General features: G+C 41.3%; 24 protein-coding genes. 15 read left to right on the plus strand and 9 right to left on the minus strand.

Going from position 1 to position 23,222, the window contains the following annotated elements; translation table 11 throughout:
* Positions 1–4: 4 nt before the first annotated feature.
* Positions 5–652 (minus strand): energy transducer TonB, encoded by a 648-nt coding sequence (locus tag PAARA_RS13780; protein WP_062569599.1) that lies wholly within the window; start codon positions 650–652, stop codon positions 5–7.
* Between the two features lie 119 nt (positions 653–771).
* Between PAARA_RS13780 and PAARA_RS13785 the strand changes: the two genes are divergently transcribed.
* Both PAARA_RS13785 and PAARA_RS13790 read left to right on the plus strand, forming a co-directional pair.
* Complete coding sequence (locus PAARA_RS13785; RefSeq protein WP_062569600.1) at positions 772–1,278, plus strand: DUF3087 domain-containing protein; 507 nt, start codon at positions 772–774, stop codon at positions 1,276–1,278.
* 9 nt (positions 1,279–1,287) lie between these two features.
* On the plus strand, positions 1,288–1,737 hold the full coding sequence (locus PAARA_RS13790; RefSeq protein ID WP_062569601.1) for a low molecular weight protein-tyrosine-phosphatase: 450 nt from the start codon (positions 1,288–1,290) through the stop codon (positions 1,735–1,737).
* A 26-nt stretch (positions 1,738–1,763) separates the two neighbouring features.
* Here the strand turns inward: PAARA_RS13790 and PAARA_RS13795 are convergent, their stop codons facing one another.
* Positions 1,764–2,837: an energy transducer TonB gene (locus PAARA_RS13795; protein ID WP_062569602.1), complete on the minus strand. Its 1,074-nt coding sequence runs from the start codon at positions 2,835–2,837 to the stop codon at positions 1,764–1,766.
* Between the two features lie 341 nt (positions 2,838–3,178).
* On the opposite strand from PAARA_RS13795, the gene PAARA_RS13800 reads away from it, so the two are divergent.
* The 6 genes from PAARA_RS13800 to csrA all read left to right on the plus strand — a co-directional run bounded on the left by PAARA_RS13800 (position 3,179) and on the right by csrA (position 9,257).
* Positions 3,179–3,805: a GTP cyclohydrolase II gene (locus tag PAARA_RS13800; protein WP_062569603.1), complete on the plus strand. Its 627-nt coding sequence runs from the start codon at positions 3,179–3,181 to the stop codon at positions 3,803–3,805.
* A gap of 78 nt (positions 3,806–3,883) precedes the next feature.
* Entirely contained in the window at positions 3,884–4,678 is a 795-nt protein-coding gene (locus PAARA_RS13805) for a BPSS1780 family membrane protein (protein ID WP_062569604.1), read from the plus strand.
* On the plus strand, positions 4,678–5,130 hold the full coding sequence (locus PAARA_RS13810) for a regulatory protein RecX (protein WP_062569605.1): 453 nt from the start codon (positions 4,678–4,680) through the stop codon (positions 5,128–5,130). The genes PAARA_RS13805 and PAARA_RS13810 overlap by 1 nt, the downstream gene beginning before the upstream one ends.
* A 17-nt stretch (positions 5,131–5,147) precedes the next feature.
* Complete coding sequence (gene alaS / locus PAARA_RS13815; RefSeq protein ID WP_062569606.1) at positions 5,148–7,748, plus strand: alanine--tRNA ligase; 2,601 nt, start codon at positions 5,148–5,150, stop codon at positions 7,746–7,748.
* Positions 7,749–7,754: 6 nt separating this feature from the next.
* Positions 7,755–8,972 (plus strand): aspartate kinase, encoded by a 1,218-nt coding sequence (locus PAARA_RS13820; protein ID WP_062569607.1) that lies wholly within the window; start codon positions 7,755–7,757, stop codon positions 8,970–8,972.
* A 93-nt stretch (positions 8,973–9,065) separates the two neighbouring features.
* Positions 9,066–9,257, plus strand: coding sequence for a carbon storage regulator CsrA (gene csrA / locus PAARA_RS13825; protein WP_036970495.1), 192 nt, complete (start codon positions 9,066–9,068; stop codon positions 9,255–9,257).
* A 25-nt stretch (positions 9,258–9,282) separates the two neighbouring features.
* Here csrA and PAARA_RS13830 read toward each other — a convergent pair whose 3' ends face one another.
* Positions 9,283–9,750 carry a YcxB family protein gene (locus PAARA_RS13830; protein ID WP_062569608.1) on the minus strand — a complete coding sequence of 156 codons (468 nt, stop codon included), beginning with the start codon at positions 9,748–9,750 and terminating at the stop codon, positions 9,283–9,285.
* Between the two features lie 123 nt (positions 9,751–9,873).
* Here PAARA_RS13830 and PAARA_RS13835 point away from each other — a divergent pair, with 123 nt between their 5' ends.
* The gene (locus tag PAARA_RS13835) at positions 9,874–10,800 is read left to right on the plus strand and encodes a hypothetical protein (RefSeq protein WP_062569609.1); all 927 of its coding nucleotides are present in this window, start codon (positions 9,874–9,876) and stop codon (positions 10,798–10,800) included.
* A gap of 31 nt (positions 10,801–10,831) precedes the next feature.
* On the opposite strand, the gene PAARA_RS13840 is transcribed toward PAARA_RS13835, so the two are convergent.
* The 3 genes from PAARA_RS13840 to PAARA_RS20430 all read right to left on the minus strand — a co-directional run bounded on the left by PAARA_RS13840 (position 10,832) and on the right by PAARA_RS20430 (position 14,444).
* Complete coding sequence (locus PAARA_RS13840; protein WP_062569610.1) at positions 10,832–13,798, minus strand: TonB-dependent receptor domain-containing protein; 2,967 nt, start codon at positions 13,796–13,798, stop codon at positions 10,832–10,834.
* 229 nt (positions 13,799–14,027) lie between these two features.
* On the minus strand, positions 14,028–14,219 hold the full coding sequence (locus tag PAARA_RS13845) for a hypothetical protein (protein WP_062569611.1): 192 nt from the start codon (positions 14,217–14,219) through the stop codon (positions 14,028–14,030).
* Between the two features lie 51 nt (positions 14,220–14,270).
* On the minus strand, positions 14,271–14,444 hold the full coding sequence (locus PAARA_RS20430) for a DUF1328 domain-containing protein (RefSeq protein WP_083515324.1): 174 nt from the start codon (positions 14,442–14,444) through the stop codon (positions 14,271–14,273).
* 521 nt (positions 14,445–14,965) lie between these two features.
* On the opposite strand from PAARA_RS20430, the gene PAARA_RS13850 reads away from it, so the two are divergent.
* The 4 genes from PAARA_RS13850 (at position 14,966) to PAARA_RS20640 (ending at position 18,421) form a co-directional block, all read left to right on the plus strand.
* Positions 14,966–15,214 carry an OadG family transporter subunit gene (locus PAARA_RS13850; protein ID WP_062569612.1) on the plus strand — a complete coding sequence of 83 codons (249 nt, stop codon included), beginning with the start codon at positions 14,966–14,968 and terminating at the stop codon, positions 15,212–15,214.
* 14 nt (positions 15,215–15,228) lie between these two features.
* Positions 15,229–17,007 (plus strand): sodium-extruding oxaloacetate decarboxylase subunit alpha, encoded by a 1,779-nt coding sequence (gene oadA / locus PAARA_RS13855; protein ID WP_062570028.1) that lies wholly within the window; start codon positions 15,229–15,231, stop codon positions 17,005–17,007.
* A gap of 10 nt (positions 17,008–17,017) precedes the next feature.
* Positions 17,018–18,148, plus strand: a complete 1,131-nt coding sequence (locus tag PAARA_RS13860) for a sodium ion-translocating decarboxylase subunit beta (RefSeq protein WP_062569613.1) — start codon at positions 17,018–17,020, stop codon at positions 18,146–18,148.
* Positions 18,149–18,244: 96 nt separating this feature from the next.
* Positions 18,245–18,421, plus strand: a complete 177-nt coding sequence (locus tag PAARA_RS20640) for a hypothetical protein (RefSeq protein ID WP_167346344.1) — start codon at positions 18,245–18,247, stop codon at positions 18,419–18,421.
* A 41-nt stretch (positions 18,422–18,462) separates the two neighbouring features.
* On the opposite strand, the gene PAARA_RS13865 is transcribed toward PAARA_RS20640, so the two are convergent.
* The gene (locus PAARA_RS13865) at positions 18,463–19,554 is read right to left on the minus strand and encodes an alkene reductase (protein WP_062569614.1); all 1,092 of its coding nucleotides are present in this window, start codon (positions 19,552–19,554) and stop codon (positions 18,463–18,465) included.
* 99 nt (positions 19,555–19,653) lie between these two features.
* Entirely contained in the window at positions 19,654–20,541 is an 888-nt protein-coding gene (locus PAARA_RS13870) for a LysR substrate-binding domain-containing protein (RefSeq protein WP_062569615.1), read from the minus strand.
* 110 nt (positions 20,542–20,651) lie between these two features.
* Between PAARA_RS13870 and PAARA_RS13875 the strand changes: the two genes are divergently transcribed.
* Complete coding sequence (locus PAARA_RS13875; protein WP_062569616.1) at positions 20,652–21,839, plus strand: MFS transporter; 1,188 nt, start codon at positions 20,652–20,654, stop codon at positions 21,837–21,839.
* A gap of 90 nt (positions 21,840–21,929) precedes the next feature.
* Here the strand turns inward: PAARA_RS13875 and PAARA_RS13880 are convergent, their stop codons facing one another.
* The gene (locus PAARA_RS13880) at positions 21,930–22,487 is read right to left on the minus strand and encodes a TetR/AcrR family transcriptional regulator (protein ID WP_062569617.1); all 558 of its coding nucleotides are present in this window, start codon (positions 22,485–22,487) and stop codon (positions 21,930–21,932) included.
* 261 nt (positions 22,488–22,748) lie between these two features.
* Here PAARA_RS13880 and PAARA_RS13885 point away from each other — a divergent pair, with 261 nt between their 5' ends.
* Positions 22,749–23,222 (plus strand): phosphopantetheine-binding protein, encoded by a 474-nt coding sequence (locus tag PAARA_RS13885; RefSeq protein ID WP_062569618.1) that lies wholly within the window; start codon positions 22,749–22,751, stop codon positions 23,220–23,222.

Genomic DNA, 23,222 nt, shown 5'->3' on the forward strand with positions numbered 1-23,222 from the left:
GCAGTTATCCATCTATTTTAAAGTCAAGTTGAACGCTTTGGTTTGTTTGTAATTGTGCCACACCTTCAACAACTTTAGGGCGATATTTCCAACGTTTAATAGCGCGAATTGCTTCACGGTCAAATACCCGTTTTGGCTCAGCATCAATAATAACAGGGTCAATTACTTCGCCCGTTGGTGAAATGCTAAAGCTAATTTGCACCCAGCCTTCAATACCATCGCGGGCTGCGACCGGCGGATATTTCGGGTTTATACGCACGATAGGCGTTGCATCTCCCGTTGGTTGATTAATGGTTTTACTAAGTGTGTCGCCAATGCCATCAAAAGTCATTGTTGGTGTTGCATCGGCAATGACCATAGTATCTGGGGTTTCAGCCGCAGGGCGTGGTGGCGCTTTTGGCGGCATTTTAGCAACTGGCGGTGGCGGCAGTGTTTGTTTTACTTGTACTTTTGAGTCTTCAGGTACTTCATAAATTTCAACTGTGATATCTGGACCTAGCTTTACATCGGCTCTTTGCTCAGCAGAAATTAAGTACTGCATGAAGGCAAATGCTGCAAAGGTCATTACACCGCCGCCAATAATTGCTGCGCTTGTCTTTAAAGCAGTATTGCTGTTATTCAAGCTTGCTGAGTTTAGTGGTAAAGTATGCATAGCCGTTCCTCTTTGGATAATTGCTTTCATAGCTAAAACGGCTGGCAAATAAAAAAGGGGTGAAAATTTTTTTCATTTTTTATTTTTTCACTAATTTTAGTGTGACTTTTTAGGTTGTTATGAAACTTATTCAAATAGATAAAGCCCGTTACCGTAAACATTTAAATCACGTGATTATTGCCTGCGTAATTGCTTTAGCCGTTGGCAGTTTAGCCATTTCACAAACATTAATTGCGCTATTCCCTGACCCAAGCGGTAGCCATTTTCATTGGAACTTACTAGGTGTTGTTGTGTGTAGTGTGCTGGTGGGCTTTGTGCTTAATAAGTACCGTAATCATGATTACATGACTGAAATAGTGTATGTATGGGAGCTTAAAAAAGCCCTTAATAAAATCACCCGTAAAATGCCAAAGTTAAAAGCAGCAGGGCGCGAGGGCAATGCCGATGCTTTATTAGCCATTCATTACAGCTATGCTGGTTCGCGTTTGTTATGGCAGCTTGATGACAACACTATTACCATGGATGAGTTGGCAATTAAGCAGGCTGAGCTTGATAGTGTGGCAGATAAATACAATCTCTCGCTTGATGCAGAACGTTATGATGAGACAATCTTAAAGCAATTTTAAGGACGAATAATGAAAAAGGTGTTGATTGTTTGTTTAGGCAATATTTGCCGCTCACCTACTGCTGAAGCGGTTCTTCGTAGCCGTGCCAAGGCGCTGGGGGTCAATGTCAAAGTTGACTCTGCTGGCACCATTGGTTATCACCAAGGTAATCCCCCAGATCCACGCTCAAAAGCAGCAGCCGAAAAGCGCGGCTATAGTTTTAAAGGGATTTATTCACGACCAGTGACTCAAGCTGACTTTTATGAGTTTGATTTAATTCTTGCGGCCGACAAGCAAAACCTTGCTGATTTACAAGCTCAGTGCCCTGAGCACCTGCAATATAAGCTGTCGTTGTTTTTAAGTCATGGTGATGCAGGGGAGAGCGAGATCCCAGATCCCTATTACGGTGGCGATCAAGGTTTTGAAAAGGTACTCGATTTAATTGAAGACGCAGCAGATAACCTGCTTAATACGTTGTGATAGGGTCGCACTGCGACCCTTTTTATTTATTTGTTGATTTTAAAGTCTAATTGCACCTTAGAAATCGCTGCAACGGCTTGACCGTTTTCAAATTTAGGGGCATAACGCCATTGTTCTACAGCCCTTTTGGCTTCTGTCTCAAAAGCGCCCCCGCCTTTAGATTCAATAACCGTTATTTTATCAACAAAGCCTGATGGGGTTACTTCAAATTCCATGACAACACTGCCGCTTTGACCTCGTTGCGCTTTTATCAATGGGTATTTAGGGTTAACACGGTACAGGGGTTCTTGTTCTTGGCTGTCTTTCCATGGCACCATTTTGGCAATGGCAACACAATGCTTAGTGGCTTCCTCTCGTTTGCCCACTTTTTCGTAAAGATGTACAAGTTTAGAGTGAGCATCCAGCTCTGCTTTATGATCAAAACTCAGTGCTTCATCAAAAACAGTGACGACATGGGTCAAACGCTCTATCGCTTGCTCGTAGTTCTTTTTATGTTCTGCAAACGCGGCAACTAAAAAGTCAGCTTCAATACGCTCAACAGAGTTTTCAGGGATATTATTTCTATAATATTCGTCGGCTTCCTCTAGGTAAGCTTTTGCTGTGAAGTAACGACCACCACTTGGTTTGTAAGCGAGAATACGCGCTGCTTTGAGTTTGCTATCAGCAACTAGTTTGTGATCTTTTTTTATCGTGGCGATTTCAATCGCGTCTTCAAGGTAGTCAAAAGCAAGTCTTGGCGATTTGGTTGAATGAGCTAAACCAAATAATGAGTCGTAAACCTCGTTGCTCAGCTTACCATGATTTTTTGCTAGAATATCGTAAGCATATTTGAATAGCTCAAAGCGCTCTTGTTGCTTGTTTTCAGGTAGAGTATTGGCATAGTTGATAGCTAAATTCGCTGTATTCTCAGCATCTTCACCATATACCTTTTGACCAAGCGCATAGGCTTTTTTGGCAAGCTCGGTGGCGTCTTCATGTTTCTCTATAGCGGCTAGGTAAGCACGATAAGTGTTATTAAATTCTGAGTTTATATCTTGGCTCGCCAAACTGGGTTGGCTTAATAGCAGGGTGGCACATAATGCGAGAGACATTTTTTTCATAATAATCCTTATTATTATTTTCCTGTGTAGATACGTGAATAAGATTGTTGGAAGTTGAGTAAATGAGAATTAATCTTATCCTCGGCGATGGTAGCAAACGGCGTGAGTGTTGTCACTTGTTTAGAAACTTTCCAACTAAAAGTTGCATGCCAGTATTTCAATTTTAGCCGCAATACACAGTGCAAAGCTCGTATCTTTAAGTGCTTTGAGTGTATAATACTTGAATTGCTGGTAACTGCCTCAATATTAGTTATCACTCGTCGTATGTTGCATTCTTACAACCTTCAAGCTGTTGTAATCACATTTGCAGTATCGCATTTATTTTTTAATTTGGATTTGTCGTGGCGCAAGTAAGAGCAAGAGTCCAGCTAAATGTTGGCAAAAACAGTGATATTCCTGCAGAAATCGTATCTTTTAGTGGCTTAAATGATGGCCAAGAGCATGTTGCTTTAGTGTTTAATCAAGCTGACACTGAGCAAGACGTACCTTTAATTCGTATGCATTCAGAGTGTTTAACTGGCGATGTATTTCATTCGTCACGTTGTGATTGTGGTGAGCAGTTAAATGAGTGCATTGAAATGATGCACGAGCAAGGTGGTATTTTACTGTATTTACGCCAAGAAGGGCGTGGCATTGGCTTATACAACAAGATTGATGCTTACGTATTGCAGTCGCAAGGTATGAATACTTACGAAGCGAATAACCACTTGGGGTTTGCTGATGATTTACGTGACTTTTCAGATGCAGTATTAATGCTCGAAGCTCTTAATCAAAAGCATGTTAAGTTAATGACAAATAACCCGAATAAGCTTAAAGCACTGCGTGATGCTGGCATTGAGGTTGATTCAGTGGTTGGTACCCATGCACACATTAAAGCCGGTGTAGTGGGTAACCGCGCTTACCTTGAAACGAAAATCAAACATGGCTCGCACATGCTTGATATTAAGAAAATTAAAAAGCCTGAATAAATTTCACAACAGGTGACTATAAACCCGTGGCGCACCCAGTTATACTCGGTGCGTTTTGCCGTTATTGAATGAGAAACTATGTCGATCGAAGTTCGTGTTTTTAAAGCCGATGCAGGCGTAAAATGGTTTAAAGCAGGGTGGGAAATCTTCAAGCTGCAACCGGTTACGTTTATTTTAATGCACCTGTTAATAGGTGTTGTTGGCTTTTTATCGTTAGTGCTACCGCTATTACAAGTCGTCGGTGCATTTGTTGCGCCATTTTTAATGGCTGGTTTTTATCAAGCAGTGCTGACAAAACAACAAGGCGGTACGGTTAGCCAAGTTGATATTTTTAAACCCTTTAGTAATAAAGGTAATCGTATTGGTTTAGTGCGTGTTGCTGTGTACCAGATGGCGGCGGGTATTTTATTAGCCCTGTTATCGAATTTTATTTTTGCCGATGCTTATGCGGTTATTTCAAGCCAAACGTTTGACCCACAAAATCAAACACATATTGCTGATTTACTGGCCACTATTTCTATGGGGCAAGTGGCGGTATTTCTACTGGCAATCTGTGTGTATATGACTGCGTTTGCTTATGCTATTCCATTGGTTTATTTTCAAAAGCAAAGCAATATGTTGCAGGTTCTAAAAACCTCATTCATGGTGTTTTACCATAATATGGCGCCACTGAGTGTTTATGGCCTCATTTGCGCCGTTTTAATGGTGATCTGTATTCCTTTATCGTTTATTCCTCTATTGGTTTTAATGCCAATTTGTTACATTAGCTTCTTCGTGTCTTTTCAGGCTATTTTTATGCCGGTTGTACCAAAGGGTGATGACCAACCAAAAGCACCACAGACGCAGTCACAATCAGGGCGCTTTGACGCGTAATGGATGATAAAGAACAAAAGTTAAAGAATTACGTACTTTGGTTACTGTCTCGACAAGATTATTCGCGTCGCGATCTAACACGAAAGTTACAGCAAAAAGAGGCGACGCCCGAGTTTACAGAGCGTTTGTTAGATTGGTGTGAGTCACACAACTTTATTAACGAACAGCGCTACTGCGAAGGGTTTGTACGCCGCCATTTAGCAAAGTATCATGGTGCTAAACGCATTCAGAGCGAAGCAATGGCAAAAGGGATAGACCGAGCATTATTAGACAAAACGCTCGAGGAGTTCGAAATCGATTGGTTTGAACTCGCACAGGACGCATATTTAAAGAAGTTTTCAAATTCAGGTAAAGAACTCGACCAGAAAGAAAGAGCGAAACGTGTACGCTACTTGATGTATCGAGGCTTTAATTACGAACAAATTGATTTTGCAATGCAAGCACAGCAATAAACGGGTGAGATTTTCACATGCAGCATATGACTACCGCACAGATCAGGCAACAGTTCTTAGACTTTTTTGCCTCTAAACAACACCAAATTGTTCCTTCAAGCTCGCTGATCCCGGGTAACGATGCCACGTTATTATTCAATAACGCCGGTATGGTGCAATTTAAAGATGTATTTTTAGGTGCGGAAAGCCGCCCTTATTCGCGTGCAACCAGCTCACAACGTTGTGTGCGTGCAGGTGGTAAACATAACGACCTTGAAAACGTAGGTTACACAGCGCGTCACCATACATTTTTCGAAATGTTAGGTAACTTCAGCTTTGGCGATTACTTTAAGCAAGACGCAATCAAGTTTGCGTGGCAGTTTTTAACTGAAGTAGTGAAACTACCGCAAGAAAAGCTACTTGTTACCATTTATCATGATGATGAAGAAGCGTTTAACATCTGGCATAAAGAAGTAGGCCTAAGTGAAGATCGCATTATTCGCATTGCAACCAGCGATAACTTCTGGTCAATGGGTGATACGGGTCCGTGTGGTCCATGTTCTGAAATCTTTTACGATCACGGTGAAGAAATTTGGGGTGGTCCTCCTGGTTCACCTGAAGAAGACGGTGACCGTTTCATCGAGATCTGGAACCTAGTATTCATGCAGTATAACCGCCATGCCGACGGTACAATGGAGCCGCTTCCTAAGCAGTCTGTTGATACAGGTATGGGTCTTGAGCGTATTTCTGCAATTTTACAAGGCGTTCACTCAAACTACGAAATCGATTTATTCCAAGCGCTTATTGCAGCGGCGGCTAAAGTAACCAACGCACAAGATTTAGGTGATAAATCGTTACGCGTTGTGGCTGACCATATTCGTTCGTGTGCGTTCTTAGTATCTGACGGTGTTATGCCATCAAACGAAGGCCGTGGTTATGTGTTACGTCGTATTATTCGTCGTGCTGTTCGTCATGGTAACAAGTTAGGCGCTAAAGGTGCATTCTTCTACAAGCTAGTTGCTGCGCTCATTGAGCAAATGGGTCAAGCGTACCCTGAACTTGCTAAGCAACAAGAAATTATTGAAAAAGTACTGCGTATTGAAGAAGAGCAGTTTGGTAAAACACTTGAGCGTGGTCTGGCTATTTTAGAAGAAAGCCTAGCTGACATCGAAGGTGATGTGATCCCAGGTGACTTAGTATTCAAACTTTACGACACTTACGGTTTCCCAGCTGACTTAACGGCAGACGTGGCCCGTGAGCGTTTCATGACGATTGATGAGCACGGCTTCCAAGAGTGTATGGCTGTTCAGCGCAAGCAAGCACAGCAAGCAGGTAAGTTTGGTGCTGATTACAACCAACAACTTAAGTCTGAAAAACACACAGACTTTAAAGGTTACGATGCGGAGCATTACACAGGTACTGTGGTCGAACTTTTCTGTGAAGGTCAATCGGTTTCTGTACTTGAAGATGGTCAAGAAGGTATCGCAATCTTAGACCGCACACCGTTTTATGCTGAATCAGGTGGTCAGGTTGGTGACACCGGTGTGTTAAAAGTAGCGGGTGGTGAGTTTGTTGTTACTAATACCACGAAGCTTGGTAATGCATTTGCACACCATGGTCGTGTTCAAGGCCGTATTGGTACAAACGATAAAGCAGAGGCAACAATTGATGCAGCACGTCGTGACAGCATCAAGAAAAACCACACTGCAACGCATATTCTGCATGAAACGTTACGTCAAATTTTAGGTGAGCACGTAAATCAAAAAGGTTCACTTGTTGACCCTGAGCGTTTACGTTTTGATTTCTCTCACTTTGAAGCAGTAACAAAAGACGAATTACGTCAAATCGAGCGTGCAGTGAACGATGAAATCCGTCGTAACTTTGCACTTGAAACTGAGCTAATGGCTATCGAAGATGCTAAAGCAAAAGGTGCAATGGCATTATTCGGTGAAAAATACGACGACGAAGTTCGCGTAGTAACCATTGGTGATTATTCAATTGAGCTATGTGGTGGTACTCACGTTAAGCGTGCAGGTGATATTGGTTTATTTAAAATCGTATCAGAAAGCGGTATTGCTGCCGGTATCCGCCGTATTGAAGCGGTAACGGGTGCTGAAGCAGTTGCTTATGTAAGTGAGCAAGAGCAACAGTTAAATGATGTTGCAGCACTAGTAAAAGGTGATAGCAGCACAGTACTTGAAAAAGTAACCGCATTACTTGAGAAATCAAAAGGCCTTGAGAAGCAAATTGCACAGCTTAACGACAAGCTTGCAAGTGCAGCAGGTGCATCGTTACTTGATTCTGTTGTTGAAGTGAACGGGATTAAGCTACTGGTTGCTGATGTTGCAGGTACTGAGTCTAAAGCACTACGTGGCATGGTTGATGACCTGAAAACGAAGATTGGTTCAGGTGTTATCGCCCTTGGCGTAGCCAATGGCGACAAAGTAAGCCTGATTGCCGGTGTTACTAAAGACCTAACAGGTAAAGTGAAAGCTGGTGAGCTGGTAAATCACATGGCTGCACAAGTAGGCGGTAAGGGCGGTGGTCGTCCTGATATGGCACAAGCTGGTGGTACTCAGCCAGAGAACCTTGCTACTGCCTTAGAAAGTGTAACTGGTTGGTTATCTGAGCGTTCTTAACTACTAGTGGCACTTATCGTCCAAAAATTCGGTGGCACCTCTGTTGGCTCAATAGAGCGAATTGAGGCCGTCGCCGACCTTGTTGTAAAAACCAAGCAACAGGGCCATCAAGTTGTGGTGGTGCTCTCGGCTATGTCGGGAGAAACTAACCGTCTTATTGAACTCGCTAAACAAATCGATTCTCGACCAAGTGCTCGTGAGCTTGATGTATTGCTAACCACCGGTGAGCAAGTGTCAGTCTCTTTACTCGCAATGGCGATTATTAAACGGGGCCATTCTGCGGTAAGCTTACTTGCCGATCAGGTCAATATTCGTACCGACAATATGTTTGGCAAAGCGCGCATTGAAGAAATTGCGGCGACTCGTCTTAAGCATGAACTTGAGCATAATCGGATTGCTATTATTGCGGGCTTTCAGGGTCGTGATATTGAAGGTAATATCACAACCCTTGGTCGTGGCGGTACTGATACCTCTGCGGTTGAGATTGCGGGTGCTATCAATGCCGACGAATGCCAAATTTATACTGATGTAGATGGTGTTTATACCACTGACCCGCGCATTGAACCAAATGCGCGACGTATGAGCCATGTTACCTTTGAAGAAATGCTCGAAATGGCAAGCTTGGGCGCAAAAGTTTTACACATACGCAGTGTTGAAGCAGCCGGTAAATACAATATACCGCTTAGAGTATTATCGAGTTTTAACCCGGATCAAGGGACCTTGATCAGTTTTGAGGAGCCGGATGTGCAAACCAATATTGTGTCGGGTATTGCTTTTAATCGAGATGAAAGCTTAATTTATGTCAATGGTGTGCAGCAAGGGGTAGAAAACCTTGCAAAAATTTTGCAACTTTTTGCAGAATTCGGTATCGAAATAGATATGATTAATCAAGTTAATCATAACTTTGAAAAAATAGACTATGCTTTTACTGTGCACACAAATGATTTTGAGCAAGCACTTGAAATTCTAACTTTAAACCAAAGTAATATAAAAGCGGAGTCTGTTAAAGGAGTAAGCAATGTTGCCAAGGTGTCAGCTGTAGGTGTAGGAATGAAATCGCACTCAGGTGTAGCAAGTTTATTTTTTAATGCCCTTGCAGAGGAAAACATCAAAGTAGTGCTTGTGTCGACATCAGAAATAAAGATTTCAGTTTTAATTGACGAAAAATATTTAGAGCTGGCTGTGCGTGCACTTCATAAGGTTTTTTTAACTGAAAATGAATAAGATTTAGAGTTTTTACTTACTTTTAAGTCAAGTTTTCATTAAAATGTTTTTGACGCGGAATCTTTTAATTTTTTGGAACATGGGAGCAAGAGAATGCTAATACTAACTCGAAGAGTAGGTGAGACCCTGATGATCGGTGACGAAGTAACTGTTACTGTTCTTGGTGTTAAAGGAAATCAAGTTCGCATTGGTGTAAACGCACCGAAAGATGTATCAGTACATCGTGAAGAAATCTATATGCGAATCCAAGCAGAGAAATCTAACCCAAATCCGGGCAATGTTTAATCAGCGAAAAATTCTTAAGAGCCACTCATTGAGTGGCTCTTTTATTTAACTCAACAACTATTTCATCGCTAAGTGCTTGTTTAGAGATGTATTGCATACCGCGCTGTGCTTTTAATATATAACCTCGTTCAGTCTCAATAATCTCGCTTACCTGCTGCCAGCTTAATTGGTAACTCTTATAAGGGTTTTCAGCCTTAATCCCTTCATCGTCAAACAAAATGGTCACCTCGCTACCTGATGCACGGCTCATCATTTGCCTTGCTACCCACCACGGACGTTTGTAATAAAACGAAAGGCACTCAACGACAGCAAGCATAATCATAAAGCTGCCTAAATAATGATTATCTAATTGATAAAAAGCTAATAAGCCCAGAGTTATTAATAATGCCAGTAGCGGGTATTTAGGCTTGGCTTGTGATGAGTAGGGCAGTGACTCATCAAAGCATTCGTAGTAATACGGTTTATCTAGTGTGTAAGTTGTACTTAATGTCATTCGGGGGCCTACTTAATTTACTGGCAGCAGTTTAGCACCGATAGAAAAAATCTGCCGCAGTTGGTTTTCATTTTGTTGTCATTATGAGAACTTACTATGATTGTATTTTTAGGTGTAAATAGCATGTTTATTAGTTCAGCCTCATTCGCTCTCGCAATGGCTAGTAATACCTTTTTGGTTATGGGTGATATGCCATACACACCAATAGATGAAATTAATCTCGCTCAGCCAAACGGCAAGCTCGCACGTGCAGTCGCATCCACGCCTCATAGCTTTTTGATGCATTTAGGTGATATGAAATCAGGGTCTTTACCTTGTACAAACAAGTTACTGCAGGCAAATAAGCAGCTTTTAACAGCTATTACCGATAAGCCTTTTATCTATACTTTGGGAGATAATGAATGGACTGATTGCGATCGTGACAGCCTAAACCCTCAGTTTGACGAGCTTGAACGATTAGAATATGTAAAAGGGTTAATGTATGACGATGATTACTATAAAAAAGCAAACTTATTACAAGGTTTTACTCATCAGCTCGATATGAACGAGAATGCGCGTTGGCAATTTAATAATATTGAGTTTATGACTCTGCATATCGCGGGCACGCATAATGGGCGCGCGCAAATACTGAAAAGTGATAAAAATGATGCTTTGGATGCAGCAGATAAACGCGACAGGCTAAACTTAGAGTGGTTGCAGCGGGGCTTAAATAACCAAAGCGTTAAAGCGTATGTCATTGGCTTTCAAGCTGATATTTACAATGCAACGAATAAATCAGCATGCACTGCGACACTGCGCTCAAACTGTGATGCATTTAAAGTCTACCGCGATGCTTTTTCCCAATTTGCTAAATTTGCAAAAAAACCTGTGCTCATTATGCATGGAGATACAGGGCCATTTTGTTATCAACAGCTCACAGAAAATTTAACGCGATTAAACGTGCCTGGTGATTATGTAGTTAGTGATATCGCAAGTGTGAAACTAGAAGATGGGGAATGGCAAATAACCAGTGTTGCAACGGATAAAGCGTTAACAGCGACATGTAAATAAAATGAGCGGCCGTTAGGCCGCTCTTAGAAAGTTAAAATTTGAGTTTAATACCCATTTTAAATTGACGACCAAGTACGTCATAGTTACTTGGGAATGTGTTACCAGAGTTTGAACTAGTATCACCTGCTTCATTACCAACCACAGGTGGCTCTTTTTCAAACATGTTATCAATACCGAATGTAACATTCATGTAGTCAGTAACATGGTAGCTGGCGAATAAGTCAAAATAATCATAGCTTTCGATGCTTCTGAATTCTTCAAAAACATTTGGCGCTTCGATTGGCTCGATATCTACACCATCAATGTGACGCCATTGTAGTGACACGGTTAGATCTTCCCAAATCCAGCTAGTACGTTGTACCCAGCGTAATTCAGAGACAGGGTCGCAACTTGTGCTGTAAAAACCTTTACAGTCAATAATGCGTGCAGTATCAGAGCTTTGCGACTCTTGCGTTAGGTATTTATTAATATTACCTGAGAATTGCAACTCTCCCATGTCATCAAGCAAAATACCAAAGTTGAAACCAAGTTCGATACCTTCGGCACGTTGATTTTTTAAGTTGGTGGTAAATTGCTCAATACCCGCACCCGCGATAGTTAAGTCGCCACCGATACGGTTGATCTTCGCACACTCGTTAGCATCACCTAGTACGTAACAGGCATCAAGAATTTCTTGAGCTGAGAACTCACCAATGATGTCATCGATATCAATATCATAGTAATCCAGTGTAATTGTGAAGTTTTCAACAGCACTGAATTCAGGTGTCCAAACAATACCCGCAGTGAATGTTTCTGCTTCTTCAGCACCTGGTGGGTTAGCAGGATCACTACCACTAATGACTTGTACTTGGCCAGAGATTACATCTTGTACGTTACCAACTTGGGCGTCAGTCATACCTGTTGAGATACAAAGCTGTCTTAGCGAGGCATCAATGTTAGCGGCGTTAGCAACTGAACATGGATCTTGTAGCGCGTTGTCTAAGCCTGTTACAACAGGTGAAGCGATTTCACCAACGTTAGGTGCACGCGTTGCTTGTTGTTGCATAACACGGATAAGTACATCGCTAACTGGACGCCAGTTGAAGCCAAGTTTCCATGTTTCGTTGCTACCTACTGTATCGTAGTCAGCCCAGCGGAAACCAAACTCTACATCAAGAGTTTCAGCACCCGGTAGGCCGTCTAACACAGGTAAGTAACCTTCTAAGAAGAACTCATCAACTTTAAAGCCACCCGTGATAGGCAGTTGGTTACCACCTGCACCACCTTGACAACTAGCAGGGGCAAGTTTTAAACATTCATCAGGCTCAAATAAGCCTTTTTCGCGACGATTTTCATAACCAAAACTCATCGAAAGTGGCGCACCAGCACCTGGGATTTCGATAAACTCGATTGCACCATTAACGGTTGCGGTGAAAATTTCTTGGCTGTACTTTTGTTGTTGAAGGGCAATTGCTTGTGCATAGCCTGCCATTTCTTCAGTGATGGTACCAAAGCCACCAAATAGATTAATTGGCACACAGCTGGAATCACCATTTTTACAGGTTACACCATCCGTTGTGTCTAATGCGTTTTGAATATTGGTTAGGTTTGTATAACCACCACGTACAGTTGTTCGGTTAGATTCACCATACTGATAGCTAACATCATATTCCCAGTCATCTAGGAAGAAACCTGTTACACCAGTCACAATTTGGAACTGAGTACTGTCAAATCGTTCTGTACGAGCACCTAATTCTAATGTTCTACGACGTAATTGCACTTTTAGATAGTCTTCACTATCTACAATGCCGTTACCGTTAACATCTTGCCAGTTACTATCATTTAAGCTACCAGCAGCCAATGCTGCGGAAGCTCCATCGATCATAAATTGCCTCGCTTGATCGCCAATTAACGGGTTTGCTAAAGGTAAATTAAAGCTTGAGCCAAATGTACCTGATGGTGCTACTTGTGTATCAACACTGGTATTGGTGTAGTTAAAGCTTGAGTATACTTTATGATCATCAGTTAAGTTATATTTAGCGATTGCGGTTGCTGAATAACGCTCTGAAGGTGTTTGATAAAAGTTATATGGATTGAAGTTAAATACACTACATGTATCTGGTTGCAATGTACCATCATTTCTAAACTGACCTGAGCCTGTTGTACCTGCGCCAACGATTGCAAATCGTGTAGGAAATGCGGTTGTTGAGCCACCACTTTCAACCGAGTTAGGGCCACTACAATCTGCTGGAGCTGGAACCGGTGGTTCACCGTTTAAGAATTGTTCATAGTTAGCACCGGTAGCCGTTTCAATACCAAGTAAACCTAAAGGACGGTCACCAAGTAGTATTTGGTCACGTTGACTCCAGCCAAGGGAGAGTACAACGTTACCTTTATCGTCTTCTAGGTTAGAGCCAATTGTTAAGGCTATACTGTTTTTGTCACCATCATTGTCACCGGTTTGAGAGTGTTTAAGATCTAAATCAACACCTTGAAAGTCTTCTTTTAATACAACATTCACCGCACCTGCAATCGCATCAGAACCATATACAGCTGACGCACCACCAGTGATAATATCAATTCGTTCAATCAGTGCTGTTGGAATTGTCGAACTGTCAACTGAGCCATTGTAGTTGTATGGGATCATCCGACGTCCATTCATTAGAACAAGTGAACGTTGCGATCCTAAACCTCTTAAGTTAATGGTGGCTGCACCGCCAGAGCCATTATTTACGTTACTTCCATCACCAGGTATTGTTGAAGGTAAAGTTCTTAGTATTTGTTCTACTTCAGGCTCTTGTTGGTAACCTAATTCTTTTTCTCCGATTGAGACAATTGGACTTGCAGAAACAGCGCCCGGTTGTCTAATACGACTACCCGTAATTGAAATTACTTCGAGATCTTTTTTTGCGTCGCTTGTCTCTTCTGCTGCACTCATTGGTGCGTATATAAGAGCTGTAGAAACAACCCCTGTACTAATCGCCAGCTTTACAGCATTTGATAGTTTGTTTTTTAACATTGTTATCTCCCAATATTTAATTATAGTTGGCTAGAAAACAATGGATTACTACTCGATATCCATTCTTAGCATGTTTAGATTAGTACACAACCTAGGTAAATGTGTAGTTTTTGATAAGAAAATGTATAAATATTGAAATTTTATTGTTTTTTGGTGAGGGGTAGAATAAAAATCATAAAAAAAAGCGGCTCTTAGGCCGCTTTTCTGGTTGGTAATGTGTATAGAAGGATTAGCAGTTAGTTTCCTTTGCGTTTACGCCTTCTTTAACTTCTTCACAAGCATCTTCTACAGCATTCTGTGTATCAGTAATTGCTTCATCAATGCGCTCGCCTGCATCTTCAGCTGTGTTATCCTCACAACCCATGATGAAAAGACCTGAAAATAGGGCGATAGTAGCGGCTTTTAAAGTTGAACTTTTCATAATTAAATTCCTTATAATAGTGTAAATTAATCTATAAACGTTGTTCGGTTGTTATCTGGGGGTGTTGCCTCTAAGCGCACCTGATACCAGCGAAATAACAAGTAGAACAAGAAATATAAAAAAGATAATTTTAGCAATTCCTGCTGCGGCTCCTGCAATACCGCCAAAACCTAACACTGCAGCGATTAACGCGATTACTAAAAAAGTGATTGTCCAGCGTAACATAGTGATCTCCTTGGCTAATAATTTTTCGTTTCGGTTGGTATGATTAAAGCTAGTTCTATGCCACTATTAAATGTTAAGTAATTTCAACGGCTTACTGTTTTTTTTGATGTTGTAGAATTTTTTCTTTTGGTAACTTTTACGAATTAGCCTGTAACTTATTCATAGTGATTATTTTTCAACTTAAATGAGTAAAATAACACCCCTTATAAATCTTTCTTTGGTAAGACCAATTTATCTTGTCGGTGTTTTTATACACCCAAGAGCCTGTGTTAGCGTGGTTTTATTTAAAATCGACCATATCACCTTTATAACTTATGACTATATCGAGTATTTTTATCATCTATATTCGGCTATTAATGTGCTCCCTTTATGGTTGTTAATTTTGTGTTTTACATGTTATTTTAAATTAAATTGGTTTTACCAATTTACAAGGTGCTATACAAATTGAATGTGTTTGTTATTATGTTGAATATTTATTTAACTATATTGATTTTTTATTTATAACAGTGCGAGGGGGCAGTATGGATATAGGTGGGTTACTCTCAACCGCGGCCAGCTTGATGATTACGGGCATGATCGGTGTATTTATATTTTTAACTATTTTGATTTCAGCCGTGACCTTAATGTCTAGGCTGATGAATCGTTTTGATGAACCTAACAGCAATGAGCCCGTGCGAGCTGCAAAAATACACTCACAGCAGGGGGTGCCGCAAGCACACATCGCAGCTATTAGCGCTGCAATCGCTCAATTCAGAAATAAACAAAAATAATGGAGCAGCTGAAAATGGCTAAATTAAAATTAACCGAACTAGTTTTACGTGATGCACATCAATCATTGTTAGCAACACGCATGCGCTTAGATGACATGTTACCTATGGCTGAGAAACTCGATAACGCGGGTTATTGGTCTATAGAGTCATGGGGGGGCGCAACGTTTGATTCTTGTATTCGCTATTTGGGCGAAGATCCTTGGCAGCGTATTCGTGAACTTAAAGCGGCGATGCCAAACACCAAGCAACAAATGCTGCTGCGTGGACAAAATTTATTAGGTTATCGCCACTACGCTGATGATGTAGTAGAAAAGTTTGTCGAGCGTGCACATAAAAATGGTGTTGATGTATTTCGTATTTTTGATGCAATGAATGATGTACGTAATCTTGAAACAGCCATAAAGGCTGCGGTTAGAGTGGGCGCACATGCGCAAGGAACGATCTCATATACGGTGAGCCCTGTGCATACTCTCGATATGTGGCTTAAGCTTGCTAAACAGCTTGAAGAGCTGGGTTGTCATTCTATTTGTATTAAAGATATGGCGGGATTATTAAAACCTTACGATTGTGAACAGCTGATCAAAGGTCTAAAAGAGACGGTGTCTATTCCTATCGCGATGCAATGTCATGCTACAACGGGTTTAAGTACAGCAACTTACCAAAAAGCGATTGATGCAGGCATTGATATGTTGGATACGGCTATCTCATCAATGAGTATGACCTATGGCCACAGTGCAACAGAAACAATAGTATCGATTGTTGAAGGAACCGAGCGAGATACTGGTCTTAACCTTAATCAGTTAGAAGAAATTGCCGCTTATTTTCGTGATGTGCGTAAAAAGTATGCCGCTTTCGAAGGCAGCCTAAAAGGGGTTGATGGCCGTATCTTATTAGCACAAGTACCAGGCGGCATGTTAACTAACATGGAAAACCAGCTGAAAGAACAAGGTGCTGCGGATAAACTCGATCAAGTGCTTTTAGAGATCCCGCGTGTACGTGAAGATTTAGGGTATATTCCACTGGTAACACCAACCTCACAAATAGTTGGTACGCAAGCCGTTCTAAATGTATTAACGGGTGAGCGTTATAAAACGATTACTAAAGAAACCGCAGGTGTACTTAAAGGTGAGTATGGTGCAACCCCAGCGCCGATGAATAAAGAACTTCAAGAGCGTGTTTTAGACGGAAGCGAAGCAATTACGTGTCGCCCTGCTGATAAACTTGAACCCGAACTCGAAAAACTTGAAGCTGAATTATTAAAAGAAGCTAAAGAGCAGGGTTTAGAGTTGGCTGATGACGTGATTGATGACGTGCTTACCTATGCTTTATTCCCACAAATAGGCTTGAAATTTCTTAAAAATCGTCATAATCCTGATGCCTTCGAACCTGTGCCGACTGGTGAAAAAGCTAAATCTGAACAATCAACAACACCTTCTTCAAATGGTGAGGTTCAAGCTGAGCAATACAGTGTGAAAGTAGATGGTAAAGTTTACGATGTTGTTGTTGCAAAAGGTGGCGAGCTTAAAGAAGTTGCACTTAAAGACAGTGAGTTAATACCACAATCTGCATCAGCGTCAGCTGGCGAAACACTCAATGCGCCACTGGCAGGTAATATTTTTAAAATCAAAGTAAAACCTGGGCAAACTGTAAATCAAGGTGATGTCGTTATCATTATGGAAGCAATGAAAATGGAAACCGAAGTACGTGCCGCTCATGACGGTACTGTGGCTGATATTTTAGTTGCGGAAGGTGACTCAGTTGCTACCGGCGACGCCATGATTGCACTTGCTTAGGAGGCTAGGGATGGATGGATTATTAAACCTCTGGCATGCAACGGGGATTGCAAACTTTACTTTCCCTGCACTGATCATGATTGCAGTTGGCTGCTTGCTACTGTATTTAGCGATTGCTCGTAGTTTTGAGCCATTGCTTTTACTGCCTATTGGCTTCGGCGCTATTTTAACAAACATTCCAGTGGCTGGTTTATCAGACCCCGGTGGCTTATTGTACTATGTGTATCACATAGGTATTGATTCTGGCGTGTTCCCATTGCTGATTTTTATGGGGGTGGGTGCACTAACGGATTTTAGCGCGCTTATTGCAAATCCACGTATGTTGTTACTGGGAGCAGCGGCACAATTTGGTATTTTTGCGACGTTATTTGGCGCCATTTTACTTAACTTTATTCCAGGCTTTGAATTTTCACTGCAAGATGCATCGGCGATTGCCATTATTGGTGGTGCTGATGGACCAACCGCTATTTTCTTAGCCTCGAAACTTGCGCCTGATTTACTGGGAGCAATCGCTGTTGCCGCGTATTCATATATGGCATTGGTGCCTATTATCCAACCGCCAATTATGCGCGCGTTAACAACAAAAGAAGAGCGTGAAATTCAAATGCCGCAGCTACGTGCAGTATCAAAAAAAGAAAAAATCATTTTTCCATTGATGGTACTCAGTCTGACGATTTTATTTTTACCTGCAGCGACGCCACTTGTTGGTATGTTTTGTTTAGGTAATTTAATGCGTGAATCAGGTGTAGTTGATCGTTTAAGTAATAGTGCACAAAACGAGATCATTAATATCACTACGATTTTCTTAGGTCTTGCTGTTGGTTCTAAACTTGCTGCAGATAAGTTCTTAACTGTAGAAACAATTGGTATCTTGGTATTAGGTGCTTTGGCCTTTGCTATTGGTACAGCATCAGGCGTGTTTATGGCAAAAGGTCTGAATAAGTTTTCTAAATCGCCGATTAACCCTCTGGTGGGGGCTGCGGGTGTATCCGCAGTGCCAATGGCTGCGCGGGTGGTAAATAAGGTAGGTCTTGAAAGCAATCCACATAACTTCTTGTTAATGCATGCAATGGGTCCGAATGTAGCGGGTGTATTAGGAAGTGCCGTAGCTGCAGGTATTTTGTTAGCGATTGTTGGCTAAGTCGTTTACTTCCAACCGACTGGCGCAGTATTTTACTGCGCTTTTTTTTGTCTATAGACTAAAGCCTGAACTTGTCTATTGTGTAAGGAAGCCACAATGAATGTATTTGTTATTTTATTATGCCTGTTTATCGCACTGGCTATTCTTATACCACTACTTGAAAAGTATCATTCAAAAATGGGACTAGATGGTGCAACCAAATATGCTAAGTATATATGGCCGTTAGTGATGATCTCGATGGTGATCCAGTTGATTTACTTGTTACTGAGGTAACAATAAGGAGCTCGCCAAAATAAGTTGGCGAGCTTTTTGTTTTAGTGCGTTGCTAAAGGATAGTCGGTATAGCCTTTTGCACCGCCACCAAACAAGGTATCAGGGTCGTGCTGTGCAAGTGCAATCCCTTTTTCAATACGCTCAGGCAGATCTGGGTTTGCAACAAACGGACGACCAAAGCCAATTAAATCAGCCCAGCCTTCATTTAATGCTTGCTCTGCTTTATGGCCAGTGTACTTGCCTGCATAAATCATTAACCCAGAAAAGTTTTCACGTAGTGCTTGTTTAAAATTTTGCTCCATTAATGGCGCATCGTCCCAGTCAGCTTCGGCAATATGCAGGTAAGCAACGTTTAGATCATTAAGTACCTTCGCTGCACCAATATAGGTTTCAAACGGGTTATCATCAACCGTACCATTGAGTGTAGTGAGCGGAGCTAGGCGTACGCCTACACGGTTAGCGCCAATTTCATCACACACCGCTTTTGTCACTTGTTGTAAAAAACGTAAGCGGTTCTCTAAACAGCCGCCGTATTCATCAGTGCGTTGGTTTGACTCTGAATCAATAAATTGATTAATTAAGTAACCATTAGCAGCATGAATTTCAATACCATCAAACCCTGCATCAACTGCATTACAGGCAGCTTGACGGTATTCGTTTATAACGCGTTTGATGTCATCAAGGCTCATTGCGCGGGGCAGGGCAGTGGCAACAAAATCGGGTTTATCATCTTCATCAATAAATACTTTAACGCCCTTGGCTGCAATAGCTGAGGGCGCAATTGGTTGCTTGCCACCTGTGTTACTAGGGTGAGACACTCTGCCAACATGCCAAAGCTGAGCAAACATAATGCCGCCTGCTTGATGAACTTTGTCGGTTACTTTCTTCCAGCCAGCGATTTGCTCGGGAGTATAAATACCCGGTGTCCAAGCATAGCCCTTACCTAGGGCTGATATTTGTGTGCCTTCGCTAATAATTAAGCCAGCACTGGCACGTTGTGCATAGTAGTCGGCCATTAACTGATGGGCGATATCACCTGGTTGTGATGAGCGAGAGCGGGTCATCGGTGGCATGACAATACGGTTTTTTAATGTGTGACCGGCAAGTTGTACGGTATCGAATAATTTGTTCATTACGGCTCCTTGAAAGCGACTATGCGTTCAGCATAACGGATATTATTTATGAAATTAATGCCAGTAATCACAAAATACTTTTGTTAAAAGTGCAAAAAACTACAGCGTTAATCTTGGTGCTATAAAGTCTAAAAATGCTAATACTCGTGATGACACACCGCTGTTTTGATAATACACCGCATGCACTTTTTCACGGCGATTAGGACTTAGCACTTCGCCTTCAAGCACTTTCACTAAACGGCCTGCTTTTAAATCTTCGTTAATCATAAATTCCGACAACAAGGTAATGCCATGACCTTGAATACAAAGCTGGCGTACCGTTTCACCACTAGATGCACTGATTGAAAATTTAAGATCTAAAGGCGTGGTTAGAGGCCAGTGATTTAAATGCGGCGCATCGGTAAAACCAATAAGTTGTTGTGAGGCTAAGTCGGTTAGCTCATTTAATGGTGGGGCAGCTTGTAAATAATCAGGGCTTGCGACTAGCTGTAGTTTGCTGATGCCCAAAGTACGCGCATGTAAGTTTGAGTCAGCGAGTTCGCCAATACGAATAGCAATATCGGTTTTATGTTCAAGCAAGTCGATAATGTTGTCGTGGCTGGTGATCTCGAGATTTATATCAGGGTAAGCGTGGTTAAAGGCTTTTAAATGTGGCGCTAATTGGTGAAACACAAATGGGCTTGCGGCATCGACTCTTAATTTTCCTGATGGGGCACAGTGTAGAAGTTTTAGGGCTTCTTCACCTTGTGCAAGCTGACTGAGTGCTTCTCTAGCATAGCCTAAAAATAACTGACCTTCTTCGGTCAGCTCAATGCGCCTTGTTGTGCGATTGAATAAGGTAACGTTTAAAGATTTTTCGAGCCGAGTTACCGCCCGTGATATTTTTGCTACTTGCTCATCTAAGGCATTGGCTGCACTTGAGAATCCGCCGGTATCAACCACGCTGATAAATGCTTCTAAATCTTGGCTGTTGGAGATCACGCTCATGGCTATACCTTTTCATTTTTGACAAAAGTATTTTGTCACTATCGCTATTTTTTGCAAATTTAATTTTAGTCACAATAGCCGCACTTTCAAAAATTAATAGAGGATATGTGATGCCAATTGCATTACTTGCATTAACTCTCAGTGCGTTTGCCATAGGCACCACTGAGTTCGTGATTGTCGGCTTAGTGCCAACTATCGCTGATGATTTGATGGTTTCGTTACCGAGTGCAGGGCTACTTGTTAGCTTGTATGCATTAGGGGTTGCGGTGGGGGCGCCAGTATTAACTGCGCTTACCGGACGCTGGAATCGAAAGCATGTATTACTTAGCTTAATGAGCCTATTTGTAATTGGTAACTTACTGGCTTGGCAAGCACCTAGTTATGGTAGTTTGATCACCGCAAGGATTCTAACAGGCCTTGCTCATGGGGTGTTTTTCTCAATTGGTTCAACCATCGCAACAGGGCTTGTCAGTAAAGATAAAGAAGCCAGTGCTATCGCGATTATGTTTACGGGGTTGACGGTTGCATTAGTAACCGGTGTGCCATTAGGGACTTGGATTGGTCAACATTTTGGCTGGCGAGCGACCTTTTTAGTGGTGTCTTTATTGGGTTTAATCGCACTTATTGGCAGCGCATTTTTAATTCCAAGCAACTTAAAGCAAAGTAAACCCGCCACGTTGGGTGAGCAATTAAAGGTAATGGTGCAACCTAGGCTTTTACTGGTGTATTTGATGACCATACTTGGTTATGGCGGCACATTTACAGCCTTCACTTATTTAGCGCCCATTTTAGAGCAGCAAACTGGTTTTGCATCAGCCACTATTAGCTTAATCATGCTGGTTTACGGGGTATCGGTTGCTGTTGGTAACATCTACGGCGGTAAGCTAGCCGATAAAAAAGGCCCCATTAATGCGCTTACTATTATCTTTAGTGCTTTGAGCATGGTGCTGTTGGTGTTGACCTTTACCATGCAATCTAAAGTCGCTGCGGTACTGACCGTACTTGTATGGGGGGCATTTGCATTTGGTAATGTGCCAGGGCTGCAAGTTTATGTGGTTAAACTTGCTGAAAAATTCACACCCAATGCCGTCGATGTGGCTTCAGGCTTAAACATTGCAGCGTTTAATATCGGTATTGCGCTAGGCTCAGTGTTAGGTGGCGTTGTCGTTGAAAACTGCTCATTGCAAGACACTGCATGGATAGGCGCTATCATCAGTTTAGCGGCGTTAATTGCAACAAGATACAGTGGTTATTTAGATAAGCGTGAAGCTGTTTTAGAACTGAAGCTAGAAAAATAACAACGCTGAAAGTTAGCTGTACCAACCTTTGCACACTTTTAGTCAAAGGTTGGTGAGCTGGGTGAGAATAAGTTGCAAATGGCTTAACTATTATTTTATCTCATCAACGAGCAAATTAATGATTAAGTTAATAACCTCTGTTTTTGGTAGCGGTAGTGCATTTGATGTAATGGAAAAACCTTCAATAAATGGAATAAGTAATGACACGACAACCTTACTTTTTTGTTCGCTAAAGCCTAACGAGATCAGCAGTAACTCAAGCTCCGTACCACATTTTTTATAGTAGTTTTCTAAACTGGAGAGTACTTTTTCTGAGCGGCATGAAATAGCCCAAATTTCTCGAAAAACTTCACACCAATCTTGGATATCGTCAAGGGCAAGTAGGTTACTGATGTAGTTCTTAATGGCTTGAGGGTTATTTTTTAGTTCAATATCACTCATCGAACTACGGATATGATCAAGGCAAACTTCTAAATAAGAATCAATTACTTGAACAATTAATCCGTCTCTGTCTCCAAAATGATATTGCACATTGCTGAGAGTAACACCACTTTTCTCAGCAACTTTTCTGAGAGTGAGCCCTTGATTGCCATTTTCACTGAGCATTTTAGTTGCTGTTTGAATGATAATCTCTTTATTTGATTCCATTTTCACCACACAGTTGTTGAATTTTATATTCCGACCATTCTAGCAAAGAATATTATTTTTTTGTCATACCGCAACTATTTATGTTCATAACCTATCTCGTAGAGAGTTTAAGGAAGCAATAAATTATTCTCTCTAAAAATCTTAAATATTAAATTTTTGTTAACTTTAAAATGTTTCAATTATCATCCTATTGACAATATTGGTCAGTTGACCTAGTGTGTGCGTGCTTTTATTTTTGTTTCTTACATAGGGAAAATTACAGTGGAAATTACAAAAGATGTTGTTGTGGATGTTATTGCAGAGGTATTAGAGCTTGATAAAGATGAAGTCACTTTAGACAGCTCTATCGTAGATGATTTGGGAGCGGATTCTTTAGATTTAGTTGATATTTCTTTTTCTTTAGGAAAAAAGCTGAAAATTAAAATGCCAACTAAAACAACATTAATTATTGCCAGTGAGCTTTGTGCAGATGAAAAGGCCTTTATACAAGGTGGCAAGCTTACTTCTGCAGGCGTTGATTTATTGATAAATAGTCCAAGTCATTATTCACAAAGTGAAATTGATGTGGGCATGGCTGTCAGTGATTTACTTAGTTTGACAACCGTTATGCACTGGTTCTATTTAGCTAAAGATGTGTGTGAACATGCTAGCCAAAATGGTGATGTGTTACTGCAAGAGTATGTCGAACAATTCTGTGTATCTAGAGATATTGAGCTGATAAACGTACCAGCATAA

The organism is Pseudoalteromonas arabiensis (assembly GCF_001550155.1).
Lineage (GTDB): Bacteria > Pseudomonadota > Gammaproteobacteria > Enterobacterales > Alteromonadaceae > Pseudoalteromonas > Pseudoalteromonas arabiensis.

Bases quoted from the DNA above. Each gene is read 5' to 3' on its own strand.
- PAARA_RS13780 (WP_062569599.1), bottom strand. From the start codon at position 652: ATGCATACTTTACCACTAAACTCAGCAAGCTTGAATAACAGCAATACT.
- PAARA_RS13785 (WP_062569600.1), top strand. From the start codon at position 772: ATGAAACTTATTCAAATAGATAAAGCCCGTTACCGTAAACATTTAAAT.
- PAARA_RS13790 (WP_062569601.1), top strand. From the start codon at position 1,288: ATGAAAAAGGTGTTGATTGTTTGTTTAGGCAATATTTGCCGCTCACCT.
- PAARA_RS13795 (WP_062569602.1), bottom strand. From the start codon at position 2,837: ATGAAAAAAATGTCTCTCGCATTATGTGCCACCCTGCTATTAAGCCAA.
- PAARA_RS13805 (WP_062569604.1), top strand. From the start codon at position 3,884: ATGTCGATCGAAGTTCGTGTTTTTAAAGCCGATGCAGGCGTAAAATGG.
- PAARA_RS13810 (WP_062569605.1), top strand. From the start codon at position 4,678: ATGGATGATAAAGAACAAAAGTTAAAGAATTACGTACTTTGGTTACTG.
- alaS (WP_062569606.1), top strand. From the start codon at position 5,148: ATGCAGCATATGACTACCGCACAGATCAGGCAACAGTTCTTAGACTTT.
- csrA (WP_036970495.1), top strand. From the start codon at position 9,066: ATGCTAATACTAACTCGAAGAGTAGGTGAGACCCTGATGATCGGTGAC.
- PAARA_RS13830 (WP_062569608.1), bottom strand. From the start codon at position 9,750: ATGACATTAAGTACAACTTACACACTAGATAAACCGTATTACTACGAA.
- PAARA_RS13835 (WP_062569609.1), top strand. From the start codon at position 9,874: ATGTTTATTAGTTCAGCCTCATTCGCTCTCGCAATGGCTAGTAATACC.
- PAARA_RS13840 (WP_062569610.1), bottom strand. From the start codon at position 13,798: ATGTTAAAAAACAAACTATCAAATGCTGTAAAGCTGGCGATTAGTACA.
- PAARA_RS13845 (WP_062569611.1), bottom strand. From the start codon at position 14,219: ATGAAAAGTTCAACTTTAAAAGCCGCTACTATCGCCCTATTTTCAGGT.
- PAARA_RS20430 (WP_083515324.1), bottom strand. From the start codon at position 14,444: ATGTTACGCTGGACAATCACTTTTTTAGTAATCGCGTTAATCGCTGCA.
- PAARA_RS13850 (WP_062569612.1), top strand. From the start codon at position 14,966: ATGGATATAGGTGGGTTACTCTCAACCGCGGCCAGCTTGATGATTACG.
- oadA (WP_062570028.1), top strand. From the start codon at position 15,229: ATGGCTAAATTAAAATTAACCGAACTAGTTTTACGTGATGCACATCAA.
- PAARA_RS13860 (WP_062569613.1), top strand. From the start codon at position 17,018: ATGGATGGATTATTAAACCTCTGGCATGCAACGGGGATTGCAAACTTT.
- PAARA_RS20640 (WP_167346344.1), top strand. From the start codon at position 18,245: ATGAATGTATTTGTTATTTTATTATGCCTGTTTATCGCACTGGCTATT.
- PAARA_RS13865 (WP_062569614.1), bottom strand. From the start codon at position 19,554: ATGAACAAATTATTCGATACCGTACAACTTGCCGGTCACACATTAAAA.
- PAARA_RS13870 (WP_062569615.1), bottom strand. From the start codon at position 20,541: ATGAGCGTGATCTCCAACAGCCAAGATTTAGAAGCATTTATCAGCGTG.
- PAARA_RS13875 (WP_062569616.1), top strand. From the start codon at position 20,652: ATGCCAATTGCATTACTTGCATTAACTCTCAGTGCGTTTGCCATAGGC.
- PAARA_RS13880 (WP_062569617.1), bottom strand. From the start codon at position 22,487: ATGGAATCAAATAAAGAGATTATCATTCAAACAGCAACTAAAATGCTC.